General features: G+C 57.7%; 19 protein-coding genes and 1 pseudogene. 16 read left to right on the top strand and 4 right to left on the bottom strand.

The window, feature by feature from the left end:
- Positions 1–619: 619 nt before the first annotated feature.
- The 14 genes and pseudogenes from MRX98_RS20710 to MRX98_RS20775 all read left to right on the top strand — a co-directional run.
- A pseudogene (locus MRX98_RS20710) lies at positions 620–982 on the top strand (FAD-dependent oxidoreductase); the annotation flags it as partial.
- 125 nt (positions 983–1,107) lie between these two features.
- The gene (nuoE, locus tag MRX98_RS20715; protein WP_246914687.1) at positions 1,108–1,605 is read left to right on the top strand and encodes an NADH-quinone oxidoreductase subunit NuoE; all 498 of its coding nucleotides are present in this window, start codon (positions 1,108–1,110) and stop codon (positions 1,603–1,605) included.
- A 22-nt stretch (positions 1,606–1,627) separates the two neighbouring features.
- A complete protein-coding gene (locus MRX98_RS20720; RefSeq protein ID WP_246914690.1) occupies positions 1,628–3,529 on the top strand; it encodes an NADH-ubiquinone oxidoreductase-F iron-sulfur binding region domain-containing protein in 1,902 nt (633 codons plus the stop codon).
- 20 nt (positions 3,530–3,549) lie between these two features.
- Positions 3,550–6,810 (top strand): FAD-dependent oxidoreductase, encoded by a 3,261-nt coding sequence (locus MRX98_RS20725; protein ID WP_246914692.1) that lies wholly within the window; start codon positions 3,550–3,552, stop codon positions 6,808–6,810.
- A gap of 61 nt (positions 6,811–6,871) precedes the next feature.
- Positions 6,872–7,303 carry a hydrogenase iron-sulfur subunit gene (locus tag MRX98_RS20730; protein WP_246914694.1) on the top strand — a complete coding sequence of 144 codons (432 nt, stop codon included), beginning with the start codon at positions 6,872–6,874 and terminating at the stop codon, positions 7,301–7,303.
- Position 7,304: 1 nt separating this feature from the next.
- Positions 7,305–8,252, top strand: coding sequence for a 4Fe-4S dicluster domain-containing protein (locus tag MRX98_RS20735; protein WP_246914697.1), 948 nt, complete (start codon positions 7,305–7,307; stop codon positions 8,250–8,252).
- Positions 8,253–8,269: 17 nt separating this feature from the next.
- Entirely contained in the window at positions 8,270–9,334 is a 1,065-nt protein-coding gene (locus tag MRX98_RS20740) for a 4Fe-4S dicluster domain-containing protein (RefSeq protein WP_246914700.1), read from the top strand.
- Between the two features lie 53 nt (positions 9,335–9,387).
- The gene (locus MRX98_RS20745) at positions 9,388–10,236 is read left to right on the top strand and encodes an FAD/NAD(P)-binding protein (protein ID WP_246914750.1); all 849 of its coding nucleotides are present in this window, start codon (positions 9,388–9,390) and stop codon (positions 10,234–10,236) included.
- 141 nt (positions 10,237–10,377) lie between these two features.
- Positions 10,378–10,695 (top strand): TusE/DsrC/DsvC family sulfur relay protein, encoded by a 318-nt coding sequence (locus tag MRX98_RS20750; RefSeq protein ID WP_246914703.1) that lies wholly within the window; start codon positions 10,378–10,380, stop codon positions 10,693–10,695.
- A gap of 161 nt (positions 10,696–10,856) precedes the next feature.
- Entirely contained in the window at positions 10,857–11,243 is a 387-nt protein-coding gene (locus MRX98_RS20755; RefSeq protein WP_246914706.1) for a secondary thiamine-phosphate synthase enzyme YjbQ, read from the top strand.
- Between the two features lie 21 nt (positions 11,244–11,264).
- Positions 11,265–11,717: a siroheme decarboxylase subunit alpha gene (gene ahbA / locus MRX98_RS20760; protein ID WP_246914709.1), complete on the top strand. Its 453-nt coding sequence runs from the start codon at positions 11,265–11,267 to the stop codon at positions 11,715–11,717.
- Positions 11,718–11,807: 90 nt separating this feature from the next.
- The gene (locus tag MRX98_RS20765; protein WP_246914710.1) at positions 11,808–12,377 is read left to right on the top strand and encodes a hypothetical protein; all 570 of its coding nucleotides are present in this window, start codon (positions 11,808–11,810) and stop codon (positions 12,375–12,377) included.
- Between the two features lie 24 nt (positions 12,378–12,401).
- Entirely contained in the window at positions 12,402–12,599 is a 198-nt protein-coding gene (locus MRX98_RS20770) for a hypothetical protein (RefSeq protein WP_246914712.1), read from the top strand.
- 87 nt (positions 12,600–12,686) lie between these two features.
- Positions 12,687–13,082, top strand: a complete 396-nt coding sequence (locus MRX98_RS20775; protein ID WP_246914714.1) for a DUF2914 domain-containing protein — start codon at positions 12,687–12,689, stop codon at positions 13,080–13,082.
- A 77-nt stretch (positions 13,083–13,159) separates the two neighbouring features.
- Here the strand turns inward: MRX98_RS20775 and MRX98_RS20780 are convergent, their stop codons facing one another.
- Entirely contained in the window at positions 13,160–13,999 is an 840-nt protein-coding gene (locus MRX98_RS20780; RefSeq protein ID WP_246914717.1) for a nitrilase-related carbon-nitrogen hydrolase, read from the bottom strand.
- 316 nt (positions 14,000–14,315) lie between these two features.
- On the opposite strand from MRX98_RS20780, the gene MRX98_RS20785 reads away from it, so the two are divergent.
- A complete protein-coding gene (locus MRX98_RS20785; protein WP_246914720.1) occupies positions 14,316–15,209 on the top strand; it encodes an acyltransferase in 894 nt (297 codons plus the stop codon).
- Between the two features lie 680 nt (positions 15,210–15,889).
- Entirely contained in the window at positions 15,890–16,519 is a 630-nt protein-coding gene (locus MRX98_RS20790; protein WP_246914722.1) for a 4'-phosphopantetheinyl transferase family protein, read from the top strand.
- Between the two features lie 41 nt (positions 16,520–16,560).
- On the opposite strand, the gene MRX98_RS20795 is transcribed toward MRX98_RS20790, so the two are convergent.
- The 3 genes from MRX98_RS20795 to MRX98_RS20805 form a co-directional block, all read right to left on the bottom strand.
- The gene (locus MRX98_RS20795) at positions 16,561–17,721 is read right to left on the bottom strand and encodes an acyltransferase family protein (protein ID WP_246914724.1); all 1,161 of its coding nucleotides are present in this window, start codon (positions 17,719–17,721) and stop codon (positions 16,561–16,563) included.
- Positions 17,722–17,897: 176 nt separating this feature from the next.
- Positions 17,898–18,665, bottom strand: coding sequence for an SDR family oxidoreductase (locus tag MRX98_RS20800; RefSeq protein WP_246914726.1), 768 nt, complete (start codon positions 18,663–18,665; stop codon positions 17,898–17,900).
- 25 nt (positions 18,666–18,690) lie between these two features.
- Complete coding sequence (locus MRX98_RS20805) at positions 18,691–19,818, bottom strand: hypothetical protein (RefSeq protein ID WP_246914728.1); 1,128 nt, start codon at positions 19,816–19,818, stop codon at positions 18,691–18,693.
- Between the last annotated feature and the right edge of the window lie 43 nt (positions 19,819–19,861).

A 19,861-nucleotide genomic window follows, 5' to 3' on the forward strand; every position in this document is an offset into this window, starting at 1 on the left:
TGTAATCGCCATAAATCATTTGTATGCCATCATTATCCTTATGATCCCCGATGCGTAGGGGCACGGCACGCCATGCCCGAACAAGCCCCTCGGCACAACCCGGGCACGGCATGCCGTGCCCCTACGGGGGGCCCAGCCAACCCAACAAACAATCTAACCGCCAGAATTCCTTCAACTTAAAACTTAACACGTAAAACTTAAAACTGGCCCGCAGGGCCTTACCTATTGACAACCCGCCCCCCACCATATACTGAAATTCCCTTGGATCTAGAAGGTTTAGCGTCTCGTCGCGCAAAATCGGTTCACCATTGCATCGGTTCACCATTGCATTGATTCGACTTGTTGTGTGGGACAGGGGTGGTATGGCGCCAGGAAAGAAAGCTGAAAACAGGACACCGGTCAGTAGCCGCGCTTTGTTTTCCTACGGATAGGCAGACCCGTTCGCTGTTTATTTGCAATCCTTCCATGACCTCCGCCAACACCCCCCACGGGTTGTCACCCGCCGAATTTTCCCCCGCAACCGTTGAAAGAAGTTCCGTTTTGCGTTATGAAACCCTTTGCATTGAACAAAGGTGCGATTTGATCGCACATGGAACCATCACCAAAGCGAGGCAAACCCATGGCAAATGATATTAGCGGCTCCGTTCTGGTCGTCGGCGGCGGCATCGCGGGCATGCAGGCCGCCCTGGACCTGGCCAATTCCGGGTACTATGTCTATCTCCTTGAAAAGTCACCGGCCATTGGCGGGGTCATGTCCCAACTGGACAAGACCTTTCCCACCAATGACTGCGCGATGTGAATCATCTCGCCTGTACTGGTCGAGGTCGGCCGGCACCTGAACATCGAGTTGATCACTTATGCGGATCTGGAAGAGGTCAAGGGCAAACCGGGCAATTTCAAGGTCAAGGTCCGTAAGCGGGCACGCACCATCAAGCTGGATCTGTGCACCGGTTGCGGGGCTTGCGTGGACAATTGCCCCGTCGTGCAAACCGCGGTGGTCTGAGCCGCCGCGACACACACAGACGCCCCGGCGGCCTTGGCGGCCGCCAACCCAACCAACCGGTGCACACCCATGACATGGTGTGCCGTGCGGGGGAGACAAAACAGATGAACCAAGCAGCAACCACGCAAAATCCGACCACCGAAGAGGTCGATTTCCGCGAGTTGGACGATATCATCGACAAAGAGTACGGCAGTGACAGAGAAAACCTGATCATGATCCTCCAGGCCATTCAGCGGCGGTACAACTATCTGCCCAAACCCACCCTGACCTATCTGGCCACCAAAATCGGCGTCCCTTACAGCCAGATATACGGCGTGGCCACCTTCTACGCCACTTTCAGCCTGGAGCCGCGCGGCCGCAACATCATCTCCATCTGCCTGGGCACCGCCTGCCATGTGCGCGGCGGCGAGCGTATTCGCGAGCGTCTCGTCGACACCCTGCACATCCAGGACGGGCAAACCACCGAGGACGGCCGCTACACCTTGGAATCGGTGCGCTGCATCGGTTGCTGCAGCCTGGGGCCGGTTATCAAGATCAACGAGGACATGCACGGCCGCATCGCCTCCGATGAGGTCGAAAAGATTCTGAATCAATACGAATAACGGCAACAGCGAGGCACTTCCCATGAAAATCGCGTCCGTACAAGACCTTGAAAAAATAAGAGATAAATACAACCCAAGCCTCTATCAGCCCAAGGGCCTGAAGGTGAACGTGGGCATGGCCTCCTGCGGTATCGCGGCCGGCGCCATGGACGCCTTCGAAAAGGCGACCGAAGCGTTCAAGGACGACCCGTCGGTCACCATCTGTCAGACCGGCTGCATCGGTTTCTGCGAAATGGAGCCCCTTGTGGAGATCATGGCCGAAGGCAAGCCGCGGGTGATGTACAAGAACATCACGGCCGACAAAATCCTCGAAGCCATCGACGACTACCGCGGCGGCGCCGCCAAAAAGAAGTGGATCCTGGGCCAGATGCGCGATCCGCGCAGCCTGATGGACGACGACCTTCCGAATCCGGTGGACAAGGTCGAACACTTCGAGGGCATCCCCTTTTTGGAGGATGTCCCTTTTTATAAAGGGCAGGTCAAAATCGCCCTGCGCAACTGCGGCTACATCGATCCGGACGCCATCGACGCCTACATCGCCCGCAAGGGCTACTTCGCACTGGTGGAGGCCATCCAGGGCCGCAAACCCAAAGAGATCATCGAGGCGGTCAAGCAGTCGGGCCTGCGCGGCCGCGGCGGCGGCGGGTTTCCCGCCGGCATCAAGTGGGCCACCTGCGCCAAGCACCACGGTGATCGGTACATCATCTGCAATGCCGACGAAGGGGATCCGGGTGCCTACATGGACCGCTCCATCCTGGAAGGCGACCCCCACAGCGTGCTGGAGGGTATGCTCATCGCCGCCTACGCCATCGGCTCCAGCCAGGGCTACATCTATGTGCGCAACGAATACCCCCTGGCGGTCAAGCGGCTGATCACCGCCATCAAGCAGGCCGAGGACTACGGCCTGCTGGGCGACAACATCGCCGACTCCGATTTTTCCTTCCACATCAAAATTTCCACCGGCGCAGGCGCCTTCGTCTGCGGCGAATCCACCGCCCTGATGGCCTCCCTGGAAGGCAACGTCGGCCGTCCGCGGGCCAAATACGTGCACACCGTGGAAAAGGGCTTTCGCAACAGCCCCACCAACCTGAACAATGTGGAAACCTACGCCAACGTACCGGCCATCCTGCTCAAGGGGGCCGACTGGTACGCCGGCATGGGCACCGAGCACAGCAAAGGCACCAAGGTGTTCTCGCTGGTCGGCAAAGTGGTCAACACCGGCCTGGTGGAGGTGCCCATGGGCATCTCCCTCAACGATATCGTATTCAACATCGGCGGCGGCGTACCCAAGAAAAAGGCGTTCAAGGCCGTGCAGACCGGCGGCCCGTCGGGCGGCTGCATTCCCGAGCGTTTCATGAAGCTGCCGGTGGACTATCAGAAACTGGCCGAAGTGGGCTCCATCATGGGCTCGGGCGGCATGATCGTCATGGACCAGGACACCTGCATGGTGGACGTGGCCCGCTACTTCCTCGACTTTCTCAAGGAAGAGTCCTGCGGCCAGTGCAACCCCTGCCGCGAAGGCATCAAGCAGATGCTCGACATTCTCACCGACATCTGCCAGGGCAACGGCAAGCAGGGGGACATCGAGCTGCTCGAAGAGTTGGGTGCCATGGTGCAGAAATTCTCCCTCTGCGGCCTGGGCACCTCGGCGCCCAATCCGGTGCTCACCACCATTTTGTATTTCCGCGACGAATATGAAAAACACATCCAGGACAAGAAATGTCCCGCCGGCGTGTGCAAGGCGCTGTTTCATTACGAAATCGACGCCGAAGCCTGCACCGGCTGCCAGGTCTGCTTCCGCAAGTGCCCCCAGGATGCGGTCTCCGGTGAAAAGAAAAAACCGCACACCATCGACCAGAGCAAGTGCATCAAGTGCGGCATCTGCTACGAGGGGTGCAAGTTCGATGCAATCAAAATCCGCTAACCATAAAGGAAAGCTTTATCATGGTTACTTTTAAGATAAACGGTCAGACGGTTCAGGGCGAAGAAGGGCAATACATCAAGCAGGTGGCCGACAAGTACGGCGTCGACATCCCCACCCTGTGCCACCACAAGGCGTTGGAGCCGGCCGGCATGTGCCGCATCTGCACCGTCGAACTGTTCGACGGCCGCCGCAGCCGCTTCGTCACCGCCTGCAACTACCCCATCTGGGACGGCATGGAGGTCCAAACCGACTCCGAGTCGGTGCATGAAGGCCGCAAGCTGATCGTGGAACTGCTGCTGGCCCGCTGCCCCGAAGTGCCGCTGCTCCAGGAGCTTGCGGCCAAATACGGCATTGACAAGCCGCGCTTCAAGGCCGAGGACGACACCTGTATCCTCTGCGGGCTCTGCGTGCGCATGTGCGAGAAGATGGGCAACAGCGCCATCGCCCTTACCGGCCGCGGCGTGGAGATGAAGGTGGACACCCCCTTCCACCTGCAGACCGATGTCTGCCTGGCCTGCGGCGCCTGCGCCTCGGTGTGCCCCACCGGCCACATCACCCTGGAGAAGATCCGCGAGGAGATCACCCGCAAGGGCAACGTGCAGCTGATCCCCTCGGAATACGACATGGGGCTCAAGGGCCGCAAGCCGGTCTACGTGCCCTACGCCCAGGCCGTACCCAACACGCCGGCCATCGACCGCGACGTGTGCGTCCATTTCAAAACCGGCGGCTGTAAAGTGTGCGTGGAGTTCTGCGGCGTCGACGCCATCGACCACACCATGGAAGACGAAGTGGTCGAACTGGAAGTGGGCTCCATCATCCTGGCCCCCGGCTTTCAGCCCTTCGATCCGTCCAAGTTCGACGCCTACAACTACGCCAACCATCCCAACGTGATCACCTCCATGGAGATGGAGCGCCTGCTCTCGGCCTCCGGGCCCACTGGCGGTCACCTGGTGCGCCTCTCGGACCACAAGGAACCCAAGAAGGTCGCCTGGTTCCAGTGCGTCGGCTCCCGCGACCTGAACCGCTGCGACAACAGCTACTGCTCCTCGGTCTGCTGCATGTACGCCATCAAGGAAGCCGTGATCGCCAAGGAGCATGCCGGCGACGACCTGGACTGCGCCATCTTCTACATGGACATGCGCACCCACGGCAAGGACTTCGAACGTTTCTACAACAACGCCCAGGACAAGGGCGTGCGCTTCCTGCGCAGCCGCGTGCACACCATCGACCCGGTCAAGGACAGCGACGAGGTGTCCGTGCGCTATGTGGACGATGCCGGCAACCTGCAGCAGGAGCAGTTCGACATGATCGTGCTCTCCATCGGCCTGGAGACCTCGCCGGAAGTGGTGGAGATGGCCAAGCGGCTGGACATCGAGCTGACGCCGGGCAACTTTTGCAAAACCGACACCTTCGAGCCGGTGGCCACCTCCAAACCGGGCATCTATGTCTGCGGCGCCTTCCAGGGCCCCAAGGACATCCCCCAATCGGTGGTCGACGCCAGCGCCGCCGCCTCCGCCGCCGGTGAGATCCTGGCAGGCGCGCGCAACACCGCCACCCGCAAACCCGAAGTGGTGCCCCAAACCAACGTCATCGGCGAGCGGCCCCGCGTCGGCGTCTTCGTCTGCCGCTGCGGCATCAACATCGCCGGCGTGGTGGACGTGCCCTCGGTGGCCGAATACGCCGCCACCCTGCCCTACGTGGAATTCGCCGCCGACAACCTCTACTCCTGCTCCCAGGACACGCAGGACAACATGAGCCAGATCATCAAGCAGAAAAAGCTCAACCGCGTGGTGGTGGCCGCCTGTACGCCCAAGACCCACGAGCCCCTGTTCCAGGAGACCTTGCTCAAGGCCGGGCTCAACAAATACCTGTTCGAAATGGCCAACATCCGCAACCACGACTCCTGGGTGCACAAGAACAACCCCGAGCTGGCCACCAAGAAGGCCAAGGACCTGGTGCGCATGGCCGTCACCAAGGTGGCCCTGGCCCAGCCCCTGGAAGAGACCGAACTGCAGGTCAATCCCACCGCCCTGGTCATCGGCGGCGGCATCGCCGGCATGACCGCGGCCCGCAGCCTGGCCCAGCAGGGCTACGAGACCCACATCGTCGAACGCGGCGAGCAACTCGGCGGCCAGGCCCACAACCTGTACAAGACCATCAGCGGCGATCTGGTGGCCGACAAACTGGGCGCCCTGATCGGCGACGTGTCGAGCCATCCCAAAATCCAGGTGCACCTGAACACCCAGCTCAGCGCCGTGGACGGCTTCGTGGGCAACTTCAAGTCCACCCTGAGCAACAACGGCAATCAGCAGGAGATCGAGCACGGCGTGGCGGTGGTCGCCACCGGTGGCGCGGCCCTGCAGACCGACGAATACGGCTGCGGCCAGGATCCGCGCATCATGACCAGCCTGGAGCTGGACAAAATGATGATGGCCGACGATCCCGCCCTGGCCCGGGCCAAGAGCGCCGTTTTCATCCAGTGCGTGGGATCGCGGGAACCCCAGCGGCCCTATTGCTCGCGGGTGTGCTGCACCCACAGCATCGACAACGCCCTGGAGCTGAAAAAACGCAACCCGGAAATGAACGTCTACATCCTCTACCGGGACATCCGCACCTATGGCGAGCGGGAGTACATCTACAAAGAGGCCCGCGAAAAGGGCGTGATCTTCATCCGCTACAACCTGGCGCAGAAACCCGAAGTGGCGCTGGTCGACGGCAAAGTGCAAATCACCGTCACCGACCACGTGCTGGGCATCCCGTTGCAGATCGACGCCGACCTGTTGACCCTGGCCACCGCCGTGATCCCCAACAAGGACGACGCCCTGGCCAACTTTTTCAAAGTACCGCTCAACGACGACGGCTTCTTCGTGGAAAAGCACGCCAAGCTCGGTCCCTCGGAATTCGCCACCGACGGCGTCTTCCTCTGCGGCCTGGCCCACTATCCCAAGCCCATCGACGAAGCCATCGTCCAGGGCCGCGCCGCCGCCAGCCGGGCGGTCACCCTGCTGGCCCGCGAAACGGTCCACACCAGCGGCCAGGTGGCCCAGGTGGATCCCATGATGTGCAGCAGCTGCGGGGTGTGCGTCTCCATCTGCCCCTACTCGGCGCCGTCGTTCATCGACGCCGATGCCCGCATGCACGCCGGCAAGGCCCAGGTCAACCCGGTGCTCTGCAAAGGGTGCGGCCTGTGCGTGGCCTCGTGCCGCTCGGGGGCCATCCACCTCAAAGGGTTTGACAACAACCAGATTTTCGCCCAAATATCGGCGGTCAATTGGGATTAACCACCGGCGCGCAAGCCGGTGAAACGGAATATTCACATACCACATCAATGGAGTAACGGATATGAGCGAATGGGAACCTAAAATCGTCAGCTTTCTGTGCAACTGGTGCAGTTACGGCGCCGCCGACCTGGCCGGCGTCAGCCGCATGCAGTACGCGCCCAACATCCGGGTCGTGCGCATCCCCTGCACCGGGCGCATGAGCCCCAAGTTCGCCCTGGCCGCGCTGCGCGAAGGCGCCGACGCGGTCTGGGTGTCCGGGTGACATCCGGGCGAATGCCATTACCTGGAAGGTAATTACTATGCCCGTCGCAAGTTCGTCATGATGAAAAACCTGCTCGAATTCATGGGCGTCGAGCCCGACCGCATCCACTTCTCCTGGATCAGCTCGGCCGAGTCCACCAAGTTCGTCGAGGTTGTCAACAAAATTACGGCCAAGGTCAAAGCCATAGGCCCCAACCAACGCTTCGTCAAACAAGCGGCCAAGGTAGCCTGAAATGTCGACATACACTGATACAATGAGGGAAACGGCCCGCCGCCTGCTCCAGGAGTGCAAAGTGGAGCTGGTCATCGGCTTTCGCCGGGGCAGCCGGCCCATGATGAACGAGCCTTGCCTGGTGCGCAAACCCGAAGATGCGGATCAACTGGTCTGGGACAGCAACTGCGGCATCAACCTGGCCAACTACCTGACCAACCGCAAGGAAAAGATCGGCATCTTCGCCAAAGGGTGCGACTCGCGCAACATCGTGACCCACATCCTGGAGAACAAGGTGCAGCGCGACCAGCTCACGGTCATCGGCGTGCCCTGCCTGGGCATGATCGACAAGCGCAAGATCGCCGCCGCCACCGAAGGCGAAATCCTGGAAGTGACCGAAAACGGCGACACGATCACCGTCAAGACCGCCGCCGGCGAGAAGCAATTCGCCAAGGCCGAGGTGATGCAGCAGAACTGCAGCGTCTGCACCCACCGCAACCCGGTGATCCACGACGAAATGATCGCCGACCCGGTCCCCGAGCAGACCGACGTGGACCCCTACGCCGACGTGGCCGCCATCGATGCCATGGACCTGGAAGAACGCTGGGCCTATTTCGACGACTTGCTGGACCCCTGCATCCGCTGCTACGCCTGCCGCAACGCCTGCCCGCTGTGCTACTGCCCCACCTGCTTCGTGGACGAGTCCAAGCCCCAGTGGGTGGGCAAAGGCCAGGACGCCATGGATGTGCGCACCTTCCACTTCCTGCGTGCCTACCACTGCGCCGGCCGCTGCACCGACTGCGGCGCCTGCGAGCGGGCCTGCCCGGTGGGCATCAACATGCGCCTGCTGACCAAGAAGCTCAACAAGGACTGCAAGGAGCTGTACGACTGGGAAGCCGGACTTTCGCTGGACAAACGCCCCGCACTGGACAGCTACCAGGCCAACGACCCTGAAAACTTCATTAAATAAACCACAGAAGGCATACTATGAAGGTCATTAAAATAGAAAAAAGCCAGTGGGCTGAAGGTCTCGAAAAGGCACGCCAATCCATGCGGCTGATCGGGCCCGTGGCGGAGAAGGGCTACCACAGCTTCCAGGAGCTGGCCCCGGGCCAGGCGCCCGACCTGGATTTCCAGAACAGCCGGCTCTCCCCCAAAGGCCTGGCCTTTCCCCAGTCGGAAGTGATGCTGACCTACACCATGGACAAGAACGATCCCGAGTGCGGCATCATGAAAGAGGCGGACAAGGATTACGGCCCCCGGGCGGTGATCGGCATCCGCCCCTGCGACGCCAAGGCCCTTGCACTGGTGAAGATGAATTTCGACACCGACGAATACAAGGATCCCTACTGGCTCAACCTGTACAACGCCACCACCTTCGTGGGCCTGGCCTGCGACGCACCGTGCGCCACCTGCTTCTGCACCACGGCCGGCAGCGGCCCCTTTGACGAGCAGGGGCTGGACGTGCTGCTGGTGGACCAGCCGGAGCACTACCTGGCCAAGGCCCTGACCGACAAGGGCACCCAGTGGCTGCAGGCCGCCGGCTTCACCGCTGAAACCGACGGCGCCGCCGCCATCGACAAGGCCAAATCGGCTGCCCAAGCGCGCATCACGGCCAAAATCGAAACCGAGCACCTGCGCGGCGCCGACACCATGGCCCTCTACAACGCCGATTTTTGGGAAGATGTGGCCTTTGCCTGCATCAACTGCGGCACCTGCACCTTCACCTGCCCCACCTGCTGGTGCTTCGACATCCAGGACGAAACCTCCCGCGGCCAAGGCGTGCGCATGCGCAACTGGGACAGCTGCATGTTCCCCATCTTCACCGTCCACACCACCGGCCACAACCCCCGGGACACCAAGATCCACCGGGTGCGCCAGCGGTTCATGCACAAACTCAAATATTTCGTCGATAAATACGACCAGGGCATCATGTGCGTCGGCTGCGGCCGCTGCGTGAACCAATGCCCCGTCAACATCGACATTCGCCGAGCAAGCGCGCTGATGAACCGCGTCGGACAGGACGCCAGGTGCGCGGTGCAGGAGGGCTGATCATGACCATGGCCGCACACAGCACCCAAAGCACCCCATCAAGGGAGGAACTCGTGGACAATCCATATCTGCCATATCCGGTGCGCATTGACGACATCACCGTCGAAAGCGAAGACCGCAGCCTCAAAACCTTCAAGTTCGTCTTTCTCAACCCCGACGACGAAGCCAAGTTCGCCGCCTACAAGGCGGGCCAGTTCGCCGAACTGTCCATCGCCGGCGTGGGCGAAATCCCCATCGGCATCGCCTCCTCGCCGGTGGAAAAAGGCTTCATCAAGTTCACCGTCAACAAGGCCGGCGTGGTCACCTCCCACCTGCACAACATGCAAGTGGGCGACATCATGGGCGTGCGGGGCCCCCTGGGCAACTGGTATCCCTGGGAAACCCTGGAAGGCAAGAACGTGCTGATCGTGGGCGGCGGCTTCGCCTTCACCACCCTGCGCTCGTCCATCATCTACATGCTCGACCCGGCCAACCGTCCCAAGTTCAAGGACATCACCGTGGTCTACGGCGCCCGCTCGCCCGGCATGCTGCTCTACAAGGACGAGCTGATCGAGTGGGAAAAGCGCGACGACCTGAACATGCACATCACCGTGGACGGCACCGACGACCCCGACTGGAAATACAACGTCGGCTTCGTGCCCCCCATCACCGAGCAAAAGGCGCCCCAGGGCGACCCCGACAGCTACGCCATCGTCTGCGGCCCGCCCATCATGATCAAGTTCACCCAACCGGTGCTGGAAAAACTGGGCTACGATCACGACCACATCATCCTCTCCCTGGAAAACCGCATGAAGTGCGGCATCGGCATGTGCGGCCGCTGCGGCATCGGGCGCGAACTGGTGTGCAAGGACGGCCCGGTCTTCACCCTGAACCAGATCAACCAGACGCCGCGGGAGTACTGAACACAACCGGCCTCTGCGGAGGCCGCCTTTTTCATATTGACAATCACATGGCAATTCGTTATTAAACTTTCTTTCATAATCCGGGAATTGCACAGGCTGTCAGGCCGGAAATCATATCAATTTGGTAAAGGAGGGTATTAAATGCCGACTGTCGAATTTGGTGGTAAAAGTTTCAACGTGGACGAAGACGGTTTCATCGATGACTACAAGAACTGGTCCGAAGAGTGGGTCCAGTACGTCAAGCAGCAGGAAGGCATCGATGAACTGAACGACGAGCACAAGAAGGTGATCGATGTGTTGCGCGAGTACTATGAGAAGAACGGCATCGCCCCCATGGTGCGCGTGCTGTCCAAGGTCACCGGCTTCAAACTGAAACACATCTACGAGCTGTTTCCGTCCGGACCGGGCAAAGGGGCCTGTAAAATGGCAGGGCTGCCCAAACCGACCGGCTGCGTCTAAGCCATCCATACCAGATCGCAATCCGAAGGCTCTGCCGCCCCCGCGGCGGAGCCTTTGTTTTTAAAGCGCATGCGGACGACCGAGAGCGGCACCCGGGCAACACCAACCAGAGGCCGCGCCGCCAACCCCCTCAGGAGGCGGGGCAACGCCCCGGCGACACCATGCAAATCACCATCAAAACCACCGCCCGAACCGAGCTGATCGACATCACCGACAAGATACAGGCCGCCCTCGAAAAACACGGTACCCCCAACGGCCTCTGCCACGTCTACGTCCCCCACACCACCGCCGGCGTCACCATCAACGAAAACGCCGACCCCACCGTGCGGGAGGACATCCTCATGGTGCTCAACCAGATGGTCCCCTGGAAAGCCCCCTACCGCCACCTGGAAGGCAACTCGCCGGCCCACATCAAAGCCTCCCTCATGGGCAGCGCCCAGACCATCGCCCTGGCCGACGGCCGCCTGCAGCTCGGCACCTGGCAAGGCATCTTTTTCTGCGAATTCGACGGACCGCGCACCCGTAAAATCAACATCACCATCGCCTGACCGCCACAGGAGACAACCACCATGCCCCTGGACGACACCGACAAAGCCATCCTCAACCGCATCCAGTCCGACTTCCCCATCGCCCCGCGTCCCTACCAGGTCATCGCCCAAGAGCTGAACCTCACCGAAGACCAGGTCATCGCACGCGTCCAAGCCCTCAAGGCCAACGGCATCATCCGCCGCATCGGCGGCAACTTCGTCCCCGACAAAGTGGGCTTCGTCAGCACCCTCTGCGCCGCCCAAGTCCCTGAAGACCAGGTCGACCACTTCGCCCAAGTCGTCAACCGCTACCCTGGCGTCACCCACAACTACCAACGCGACAACCGCTTCAACGTCTGGTTCACCTTCATCGCCCGCTCCCGCGAAGAAATCACCCATAACCTCAACCAAATCAAAGCCGAAACCAAAATCCAAACAATCCTCAACCTCCCAGCAACCAAACTATTCAAAATCCGAGCCCAATTCGACCTATGAAAAAATGAACCCAACACACATCTAATCGACAGAATTCATTAACTTAAAACTTTAAACTGCCCGCCAGGGCCCTAACACTTTAAACTGATTATGAACCCAACCAACCCTCACCTGCAAAATGTGGTAACCCAACTCTGCGACACGCTCACCAAGGCCGCCATACCACATGCCATGATCGGCGCCATGGCACTGGGGTTCTACGGCATCCCGCGCTACACCGCCGACATCGATCTGATATCCGACGCGCGTCACATCGAATCGCTCTTGTCCAGCATGCAAAACCTGGGATATCATTGCTACCATCAAACCGATTTTTTCGCCCAGTTTGAAGCGCTGGACCCGAAAGCCGGTCAGGTGGATTTCCTGCTCATGCAAACCGCTGAAGGACGTGCGATGTTGTCAGACAGTGTGATCATCCAGGACGAAATGCTGGGCCGCATACCCGTCGTCCAACCCACCGACTACGCCATACTCAAACTCATGGCCATGGCCAACAACAGGGACCGCCGAATGCACGACGGCGCCGACCTGTCCACCCTGATCAAAGCAGACGCCGCCGGTCTGATCCACCATGCCTTCACCCCCCTGAACCTTGAACGGATACGCCAATTCGCCCAGCGCTTCGGCATGACCCAACTCCTATCGCCCCTACTGCCCTAACCTCTCATCAGGAAAGGACAAAACATGCCCGCAACACCCGAAATCGAAAAACGACAAGCCGCCCAAAGGCGCCTCATCCTTGAAATGATCGACGCCTCCATGCAGCTCGCCCACAAAAGAGGACCCCACCCCCTAACCAACGGCTGCAACTGCATCACCTGCGTCAACAAACGCAAACGAATCCTATCCGGCCCCCCAAAACCCTGGCGCTACAAACTATGAAAAAAAACAACCCAACACTATCTAATCGACAGAATTTATTAACTTAAAACTTAACACTTAAAACTTAAAACTCTTACGGAGGTCTCCATGATTCGGTGGTTTTTGATTGGCATGATCGTTTTTATAGGTAGTGTGGCTGCTGTTGGCGCCGATGAGGAGCCTGGTGTTCGAGTGGCGGCGGCGGCGATTTGCCAGGCTGTGGTGGATCGGACGCCTGTGGCCACCGGGGAGGTGTTTGATCGGCAGGTGCCCCAGTTGTATTGTTGGAGCCGCGTGGTGGGGGCGATGGGCGATACTTTTGTGACCCACAATTGGTATTACAAAGGGGCTTTGCAGGCTTCGGTGGAGTTGCCGGTGCGGTCGCCCAATTGGCGGACCTGGAGTGCCAAGGGTATGGATCCGGATATGGCCGGGGAGTGGATGGTGGAGATTTTGTCGGCGGACGGAGTGCCGTTGGAGAGCATTATTTTTTTCGTGAAGTGAGGCGGGGTTGGTCTTTTCGCTGAAAAGGGATTGATTTCCGCGGTTGTCGGCGCGGTGGTTGTTATTTGTTGAACCCCTTATTTGGTGTAGAGCTCGGGGCGGCGGTTGGGGAAGAAGTGGCGCATGGGGTGGTTGCGCACGGCTTGCAGGGTTTCGATTTTGAGATCGGCGATGAGGATGCCCTCTTCGCAGGTTTCTTTTTGGGCGATGGGGTGGCCGTCGGGGCCTAGGATGAGGGCGTTGCCGGGGAAGGTAAGGCCGGAATTGTTGTCGCCGGCCTGGTTGCAGGCGACGATGAAGATGCTGTTGTCGAAGGCGCGGGCGGGGAGGTGGCGTTGCCAGGAGCGGTTTTTGGTGATGGGATCGCCGTGGGGTGAGGCGTGGGGCATGAAAAGGATGGTGGCGCCCCGGGCGGTCATGGCGGTGGCGAGTTCGGGGAAGTGGGCGTCGTAGCAGAGCTGGATGCCGAAGGTGGCGGTGGGTGCGTGGAAGACGGGGATGGTGTCTCCGGCTTGGAAGCACTGCTTTTCGGGTGGAGCGATGTGCAGTTTGCGGTAGCGCTCGATGCGGCCGTCGGGGTGCAGGACGCAGTGGGTGGCGTAAGGCAAGCCGGCGGGGTTGTGTTCGGTCATGCCGGCGAGGATGATGAGGCCGGTGTCGGCGGCCAGGTTTCTGAGTTGGTCGGTAACGGGGCCGGGGATGGATTGGGCCAGGGATGCGGTGCGCCGGGGGTCGCGAGGGTTGTAGCCGGTGATGTTGAGTTCGGGGAAGCAGACGACGGTTGCGCCGGCGGTTTTGGCTTTGTGGGTCCAGTGGATGGTGCGTTGCAGGTTGGCTTGAATGGCGTTTGTCGGGGATGGAGTGGTTGCGGCGGCGATGCGGATAGGGCTCGGGGTTTGTTGGGTTGTTGGGTCCATAAGCAGTTTTAAGTTTTAAGTTGAAGGAATGCTGTTGATTTAAATTTATTGGATCGCGGAAAACAACCACCCCAAACCAAATCAACCCTACCAATACAACCCAACAAACGCAACACCCTCACCCACATCTAACCGGCAGAATTCCTTGCTTTAAACTTTAAACTTTAAACTTTAAACTATCTCAAAACTATCATTGAACTATCTCTTAACCCACCAACGCCTTGACTTCCCCCCCCCGATTGCAATATTACGCAACCCTGTGCCGGATCTCGATTTGCCGGCCCGGCCATCCCAATCCCCAGGAGGATCCGACAACATGATCCAATTTTTGCCGGGGCCGGCGCGCGGCGCGCTTTCCCTTATACTGTACCTGCTCAACACCCTCTTCTGGGTATCCCTGCTATTTCCCGTGGTGCTGGCCCGCATCCTCATTCCCATCAACACCTGGCGCCGCTTCTGCGGGCGGGTCGCCAACAGCATCGCCGAACACTGGATCAGCTTCAACAACCTCAACCAACGCATCACCGGCCGCACCCAACTCCAAGTGCAAGGCCTCGAAGACCTGAAACACGCCGAATGGTACCTGGTGCTCTCCAACCACCAATCGTGGGTGGACATCCTGCTCCTGCAGCGCATCTTCAACCGCCGCATTCCGTTCCTCAAATTCTTCATTAAAAAAGAGCTGTTCTGGTTTCCCATCATGGGACAAGCCTGGTGGGCCCTGGACTTCCCCTTCATCAAACGCTACTCCGAGCGCCTGCTGGCAAAAAAACCCCACCTGCGCGGCATCGACCTGGAAATCACACGCAAGGCCTGCGAAAAATTCAAAACCCTGCCCATCTCCATCATGAACTTCGTCGAAGGCAGCCGCTTCTCCCAGGCCAAACGCACCATGCAGCAAAGCCCCTACAACCACCTGCTAAAAGCCAAAGCCGGCGGCGTGGCCTTCGTGCTCCAAGCCATGGAAGGACGCATCCACCGCATCCTCGACGTCACCATCATCTACTCCGAAGGCCCCCGCACCTTCTGGGCCTTCCTCTGCGGCAAAATCCAACAAGCCAAAATCCACATCCGCTCCCTGCCCGTAACCGCCGACCTCATCGGCGACTACGCCACCGACCACCACTTCCGCGAAAAATTTCAAACCTGGCTCAACCAACTATGGCACGAAAAAGATCAACGGATTGCAGACCTTGTTAGCGCCGGTTAACCTTTATGGTTTGCTAACCGCTTTGACTTGTTGGATTAAAAATCATGCGGTGGACCCCGTCGTTCGAACAACCGGGAGACCCTGTCAAGCTCAAAGTCGGTTCATAGCTCGAGGCACATGCCTCATGGTGATCCCCTTCAATGCTGAGCCCGTGGGCCGGGGGCCCCACCAAAGGCCCTCGCGCCCACACGCGATCGCAGTTACTGTGTTTCATTGAAGACGACCCCTCGTTAGACCGCCTCGGCCACCTTCCGGAGTCGGGGGGGCGGTTGATCGCCCCGCAAGCACACGCCACATGGAGCGCCGGCTGTTCGTATTGAACGCGGCCACGCTCAATGGCACCGCACTGGTCATATAAGAAATCAACATCAAATACGAACTCTGTGGCACTGTCGGAAACGTCGTCACATTCCACTCCGAAGGGCCCGATTACATCATGCCTTCCATGTTTACTAGCAGATCCATCGGCATGGAATAGGAGCCCGCAGGCGGAAAGAAGGTCGGGTGGAACGGCGGCAGCGACATCTGACATCCCACCGGTGTCCCGGAGCTATTGGGCGACATCCGTCGCCGATGCTTCTCTTTTTAAGAGACCCTTAAATTCGATCCAATTCTATGTTAAGTTCCTGGTTAGCTTGGTTGGCACGCAACTGACTTAAGATGCGAAAAATGGAGGTATAATGCCTCTTTTGCTGAAAAAGGTGAATAATCAAGACGTTTTGGCTGTTTGGAAAATAGTGGAAAATGAGACGGAATTGTCGAGAATGCTTACATTCAGCGAACAAATGCATCGGCAACTGGATACTATCTTATGCAGGGAGAAGCGACTCGAATGGATCGCATCGCGTATCCTGTTGCAGCATCTCACACAATGCGTTCCATGCGTCGCTTATAACCCCAATGGAAAACCTCTCCTACCATCGAAGGCGAATCATATAAGTATTTCACATACGAAGGGGTTTGCAGCAGTTTTGGTGACTGGCAGTAAGCCCGCGGGCATCGATATCGAGTATTCTTCACAACGTATCGCCCGGATCGCACCACGATTTATAAGCGACCAGGAACGCTATTATATGTTAAGGGCCTGCCAGGATGAACAAATCTGCAGTATCATCTGGTGTGCCAAGGAAACCCTTTATAAAGTGGCAGATACTCCCGGACTCAGTTTCAAAAGAGATATGTACATCGAGCCTTTTCATCCCACCGCAAAGGGTGCACTTGTGGGAAAATTGAAATTCGGCCACATTTGGGCTTCGTTTTTCCTAAACTATATCGCCACCGCCGACTTTTATCTCGTATGGCGATGGTAATATTATATTTTTCGGAGCATCCGCTTTTTGACCGCCTTGTTTTACAGCACGCCACCTACACCCGGCAAGCGGAGGAGCAAATGGGTTAACATGTAGCTGGCAACGACAGCCAAAATTCCCAGCGAAAACGCCTTTATCGCAGGATCGATTGGTTGGTTGATCACTAGGTACTGTAAAACTACCAAAATCGGCAAATGCAACAGGTAGATACCGTAAGATGCCCGACTGATGCGGAAACGGTGAGGTAGTCGGTCCAGCGCCTGTGCCACCCGCACGAGAATTAAAAACCAGGACGCACCGACCGCCGGATATAAGAGGGCGCTCAGGAAAAACTGAACATTCCCGGGCAGGACGCCCGGTGCTCGGATCGCGACAAGCGAAATGCTGAGTAAAACCGCCACTGGTATTATTAGGTGCAGGACAGGCAGGGACGAGGCCTTACTGGGGTCCCATGGACTTTTTGCGACGAACAAACCAAGCAGAAAGAAGCCGCCGTAAAAAGGTATCCGCGAGGGTTGGCATACAAATAAACCAGAGAGATTGATCCAACCTTCGAATGGATAAAGGACGGAGATGAGCAGAGACAAAAATCCGAGAAGGAGCATGTAAAGATAAAGCCAGGACAGTCTCATGCATCCCAGGTGCTGAAAGAATTGGCAATTCTCGGCCTGGGAGACAAGCCAGGAACGACCAAGTCGAGCGAATGCCATGAACAGGAAAAGCACTCCCAAAAACCAGTAGTGAAAGTGTTCAAGCTGGCGGGCTAAATACTCGAATATCCAGAAATGCAAATAGCTCATCGGTCCATCCTCACCACCGATTGCATGAACATATGCGATGATTGGGCCTAAGACACCTACGCCCACAAAAAGCGGCAGCAGAAGTCGCTTGGCTTTCGCCACGAGAAAGGGCCGTGGCTGGCGGTGCCATGAAAAGGAGAGCAAGTACCCGGAGACAAAGAAAAGAATGGGCATCATGAAGGTGTCGTTCAGCAGTATTATTATATCGAACCAGATGACACCCTTCGTATCCTGAACATACCACCAGGGAATCCCTCTTTTGCAATAAGGAATGATAGAATGGTGCAGGGCAACGAACAAAATGGCGATGCTCCGCAGCCGATCGATGGCCAATATTCTGTTTTTGGACGTTACTTCAGCCTTTTCTTCAGAAAGCATTTTTTCAGGGGGTTTCGTATCCATCATAGCATTCTTATATTACTCAGTGTCCATCCATAAATGGTCAATTTGCCCGATATCTTCGTTGCTGAAAAAATTGAATCCTCGGAATATCAACCATATGCCTCCGGTTCAATTTTTCGTGCCTTGATCTCAACCAAATTTGCCTGTTTCTGGACTGGCACTATTCATATTAAGTTTCAAATCCATGCACTGGCCAACATCCCGCCATCGGCCATGACAATCTCCCCCCGTATTGCAGATGACAACGGAGATGCCAGAAAAGCCGCTATGTTTGCAATTTCTTCAGGCTCGATGAGCCAGCGCCTGTCTTGCGCTTCGTACCGCGCAAACAGATCGGGCCAAAGCTTGTTCAGAAATGGTAGCATATCGGTATTGACCAACCCGGCACATATGCCATTTACGCGAATATCCGCCGAATATAATTCCGCCTCCAGGTACCGAACCAGGTTTTCCAGCGCAGATTTCACGATGCCAAGCGGATATGAGAAAAGTGCACGCCGGCTGCCCAGGCTGGAGATTGCGCAAATTGTCGAACCGGGCGGCATCAGCGGTTTAACGTGATTGACGCAGGTCATATTGCCGATCAAGTTTGTCCCAAAAAGAATTTTCCAATCTCTATTCGTCATCTGGGAAAAAGGCTTAAAGGGTGCACTGGCAGCATTGAGCATTAAGTGATCAATTCGGGAGACGCCTTCTTCCTGAAGCGTGTTGACCATCCGGGCAACTTCGCGCGGTTCGGAAATATCTGCCTTGGCCCGGTAGGCACGAACGCCCAAGCGCTCCGCGCGCGCTAAAAGCCTTTCGATATTTGCAGCGGCTTTGCCTTCGGAACGGCGGAAATTCAAGGCCACATCGGCACCGTCGTCCATAAACTTCTTGGCGAAAGCTGAACCGATACCACGACCAGCACCTGTGATCAGCACAAGGGGAGGTCGATCATTCATTTTGTCACCTTTCGATAAAATCGAATCAAAATGCATCTTCCCGCAAAATCTTGAGAACTGTAGTATCTCCATTGCTTCCGGCAATCGATAGCAGGCCGGCAACAGGGGAGGGCCGCGAGGTTGATTTCTGCTGAAACAATCTCAGCAGTGCCAGAAAGGGATTAATGCACCCACTGTCGCCAAAGCGCTGGCAAATATTTTCATAAGGTATTCCTCCAGCTATTGATGCCGCCGCCTCAGATTCAATCCGTTCGATTTGGCTGGATGGATACATGCCCCCATAGACTGTTGGGCTGGTTTCTCCCGAAACGTCTTGCCAAGCCTTACAAAGTCGATCCAGTGGGGTGTCTCTTGAATCTGATGCACTTAAATGAACTGGTGGCACGGGAATGCTTATGACCTGTTTTGGTCTGTTTTCCGTTCTGCGCCTGCACTTTTGCATAGCGCTGCGACCCCTGGTCACGACTACGAAAGCCGCGCGTTCGACGATCATGGCGTCGTGAATGCCTGAGGATCCTGACCACTGACGCTCCGCTGCGGCATTCTCCAGAGCTTCGCCGAAACCTAGCGTCGGATAAAAGCGGAACAGACCTCCAAGTAAGACGGCGTCCATTTCTCCCGTATCCAGCAGGTCGGAGGCCACCTCCAATCCTTCGACGAAGGACTGGCGTTCCCCTCGTATCTTGCAGGAAAAACTGCTGATGAAGTGATCTCTCAGCAGATCCTTCGGAATGACATCGAGACTGAAGCCATCGCGCCAGCTGTGGACCCTCTCGAGATATGAAGTCTGACCCCAAAAATCAAAATAGACCATTGCCAATTGGTCGTTCGAGATACGACCTCCTTTGCGAATCCCAGCACCATCGAGGGCTTGCCTGCTGGCATCGCGCAACGCACCCAGTGTCTTTCGATAATCGCCGCGCGTAAGTTTTCCGTCTGGATCAGAGCCAAAACGGCATAAATTCCATTTTTTCTGTCCGGTTCTAAGAACTGCCTGGCGATATAACTCCGCTTCCCATGCCCGGTACCATCGGGGGTTGAAGGGTATTGGCTTGCCTCTCTCAGGCTCGACCACCCCTAAACCCTCAATGCTCAACCACGAACGATACTGATATTTGTCGGTAAAGCCGGATTTTTCATGCTCGTATCCCATAGGGTAACCACCTGGCGGCATGACTGGTTAAAGGGTACTACAC

This window comes from Desulfatitalea alkaliphila (assembly GCF_022968795.1).
In the GTDB taxonomy this organism is placed as follows: Bacteria; Desulfobacterota; Desulfobacteria; order Desulfobacterales; family Desulfosarcinaceae; genus Desulfatitalea; species Desulfatitalea alkaliphila.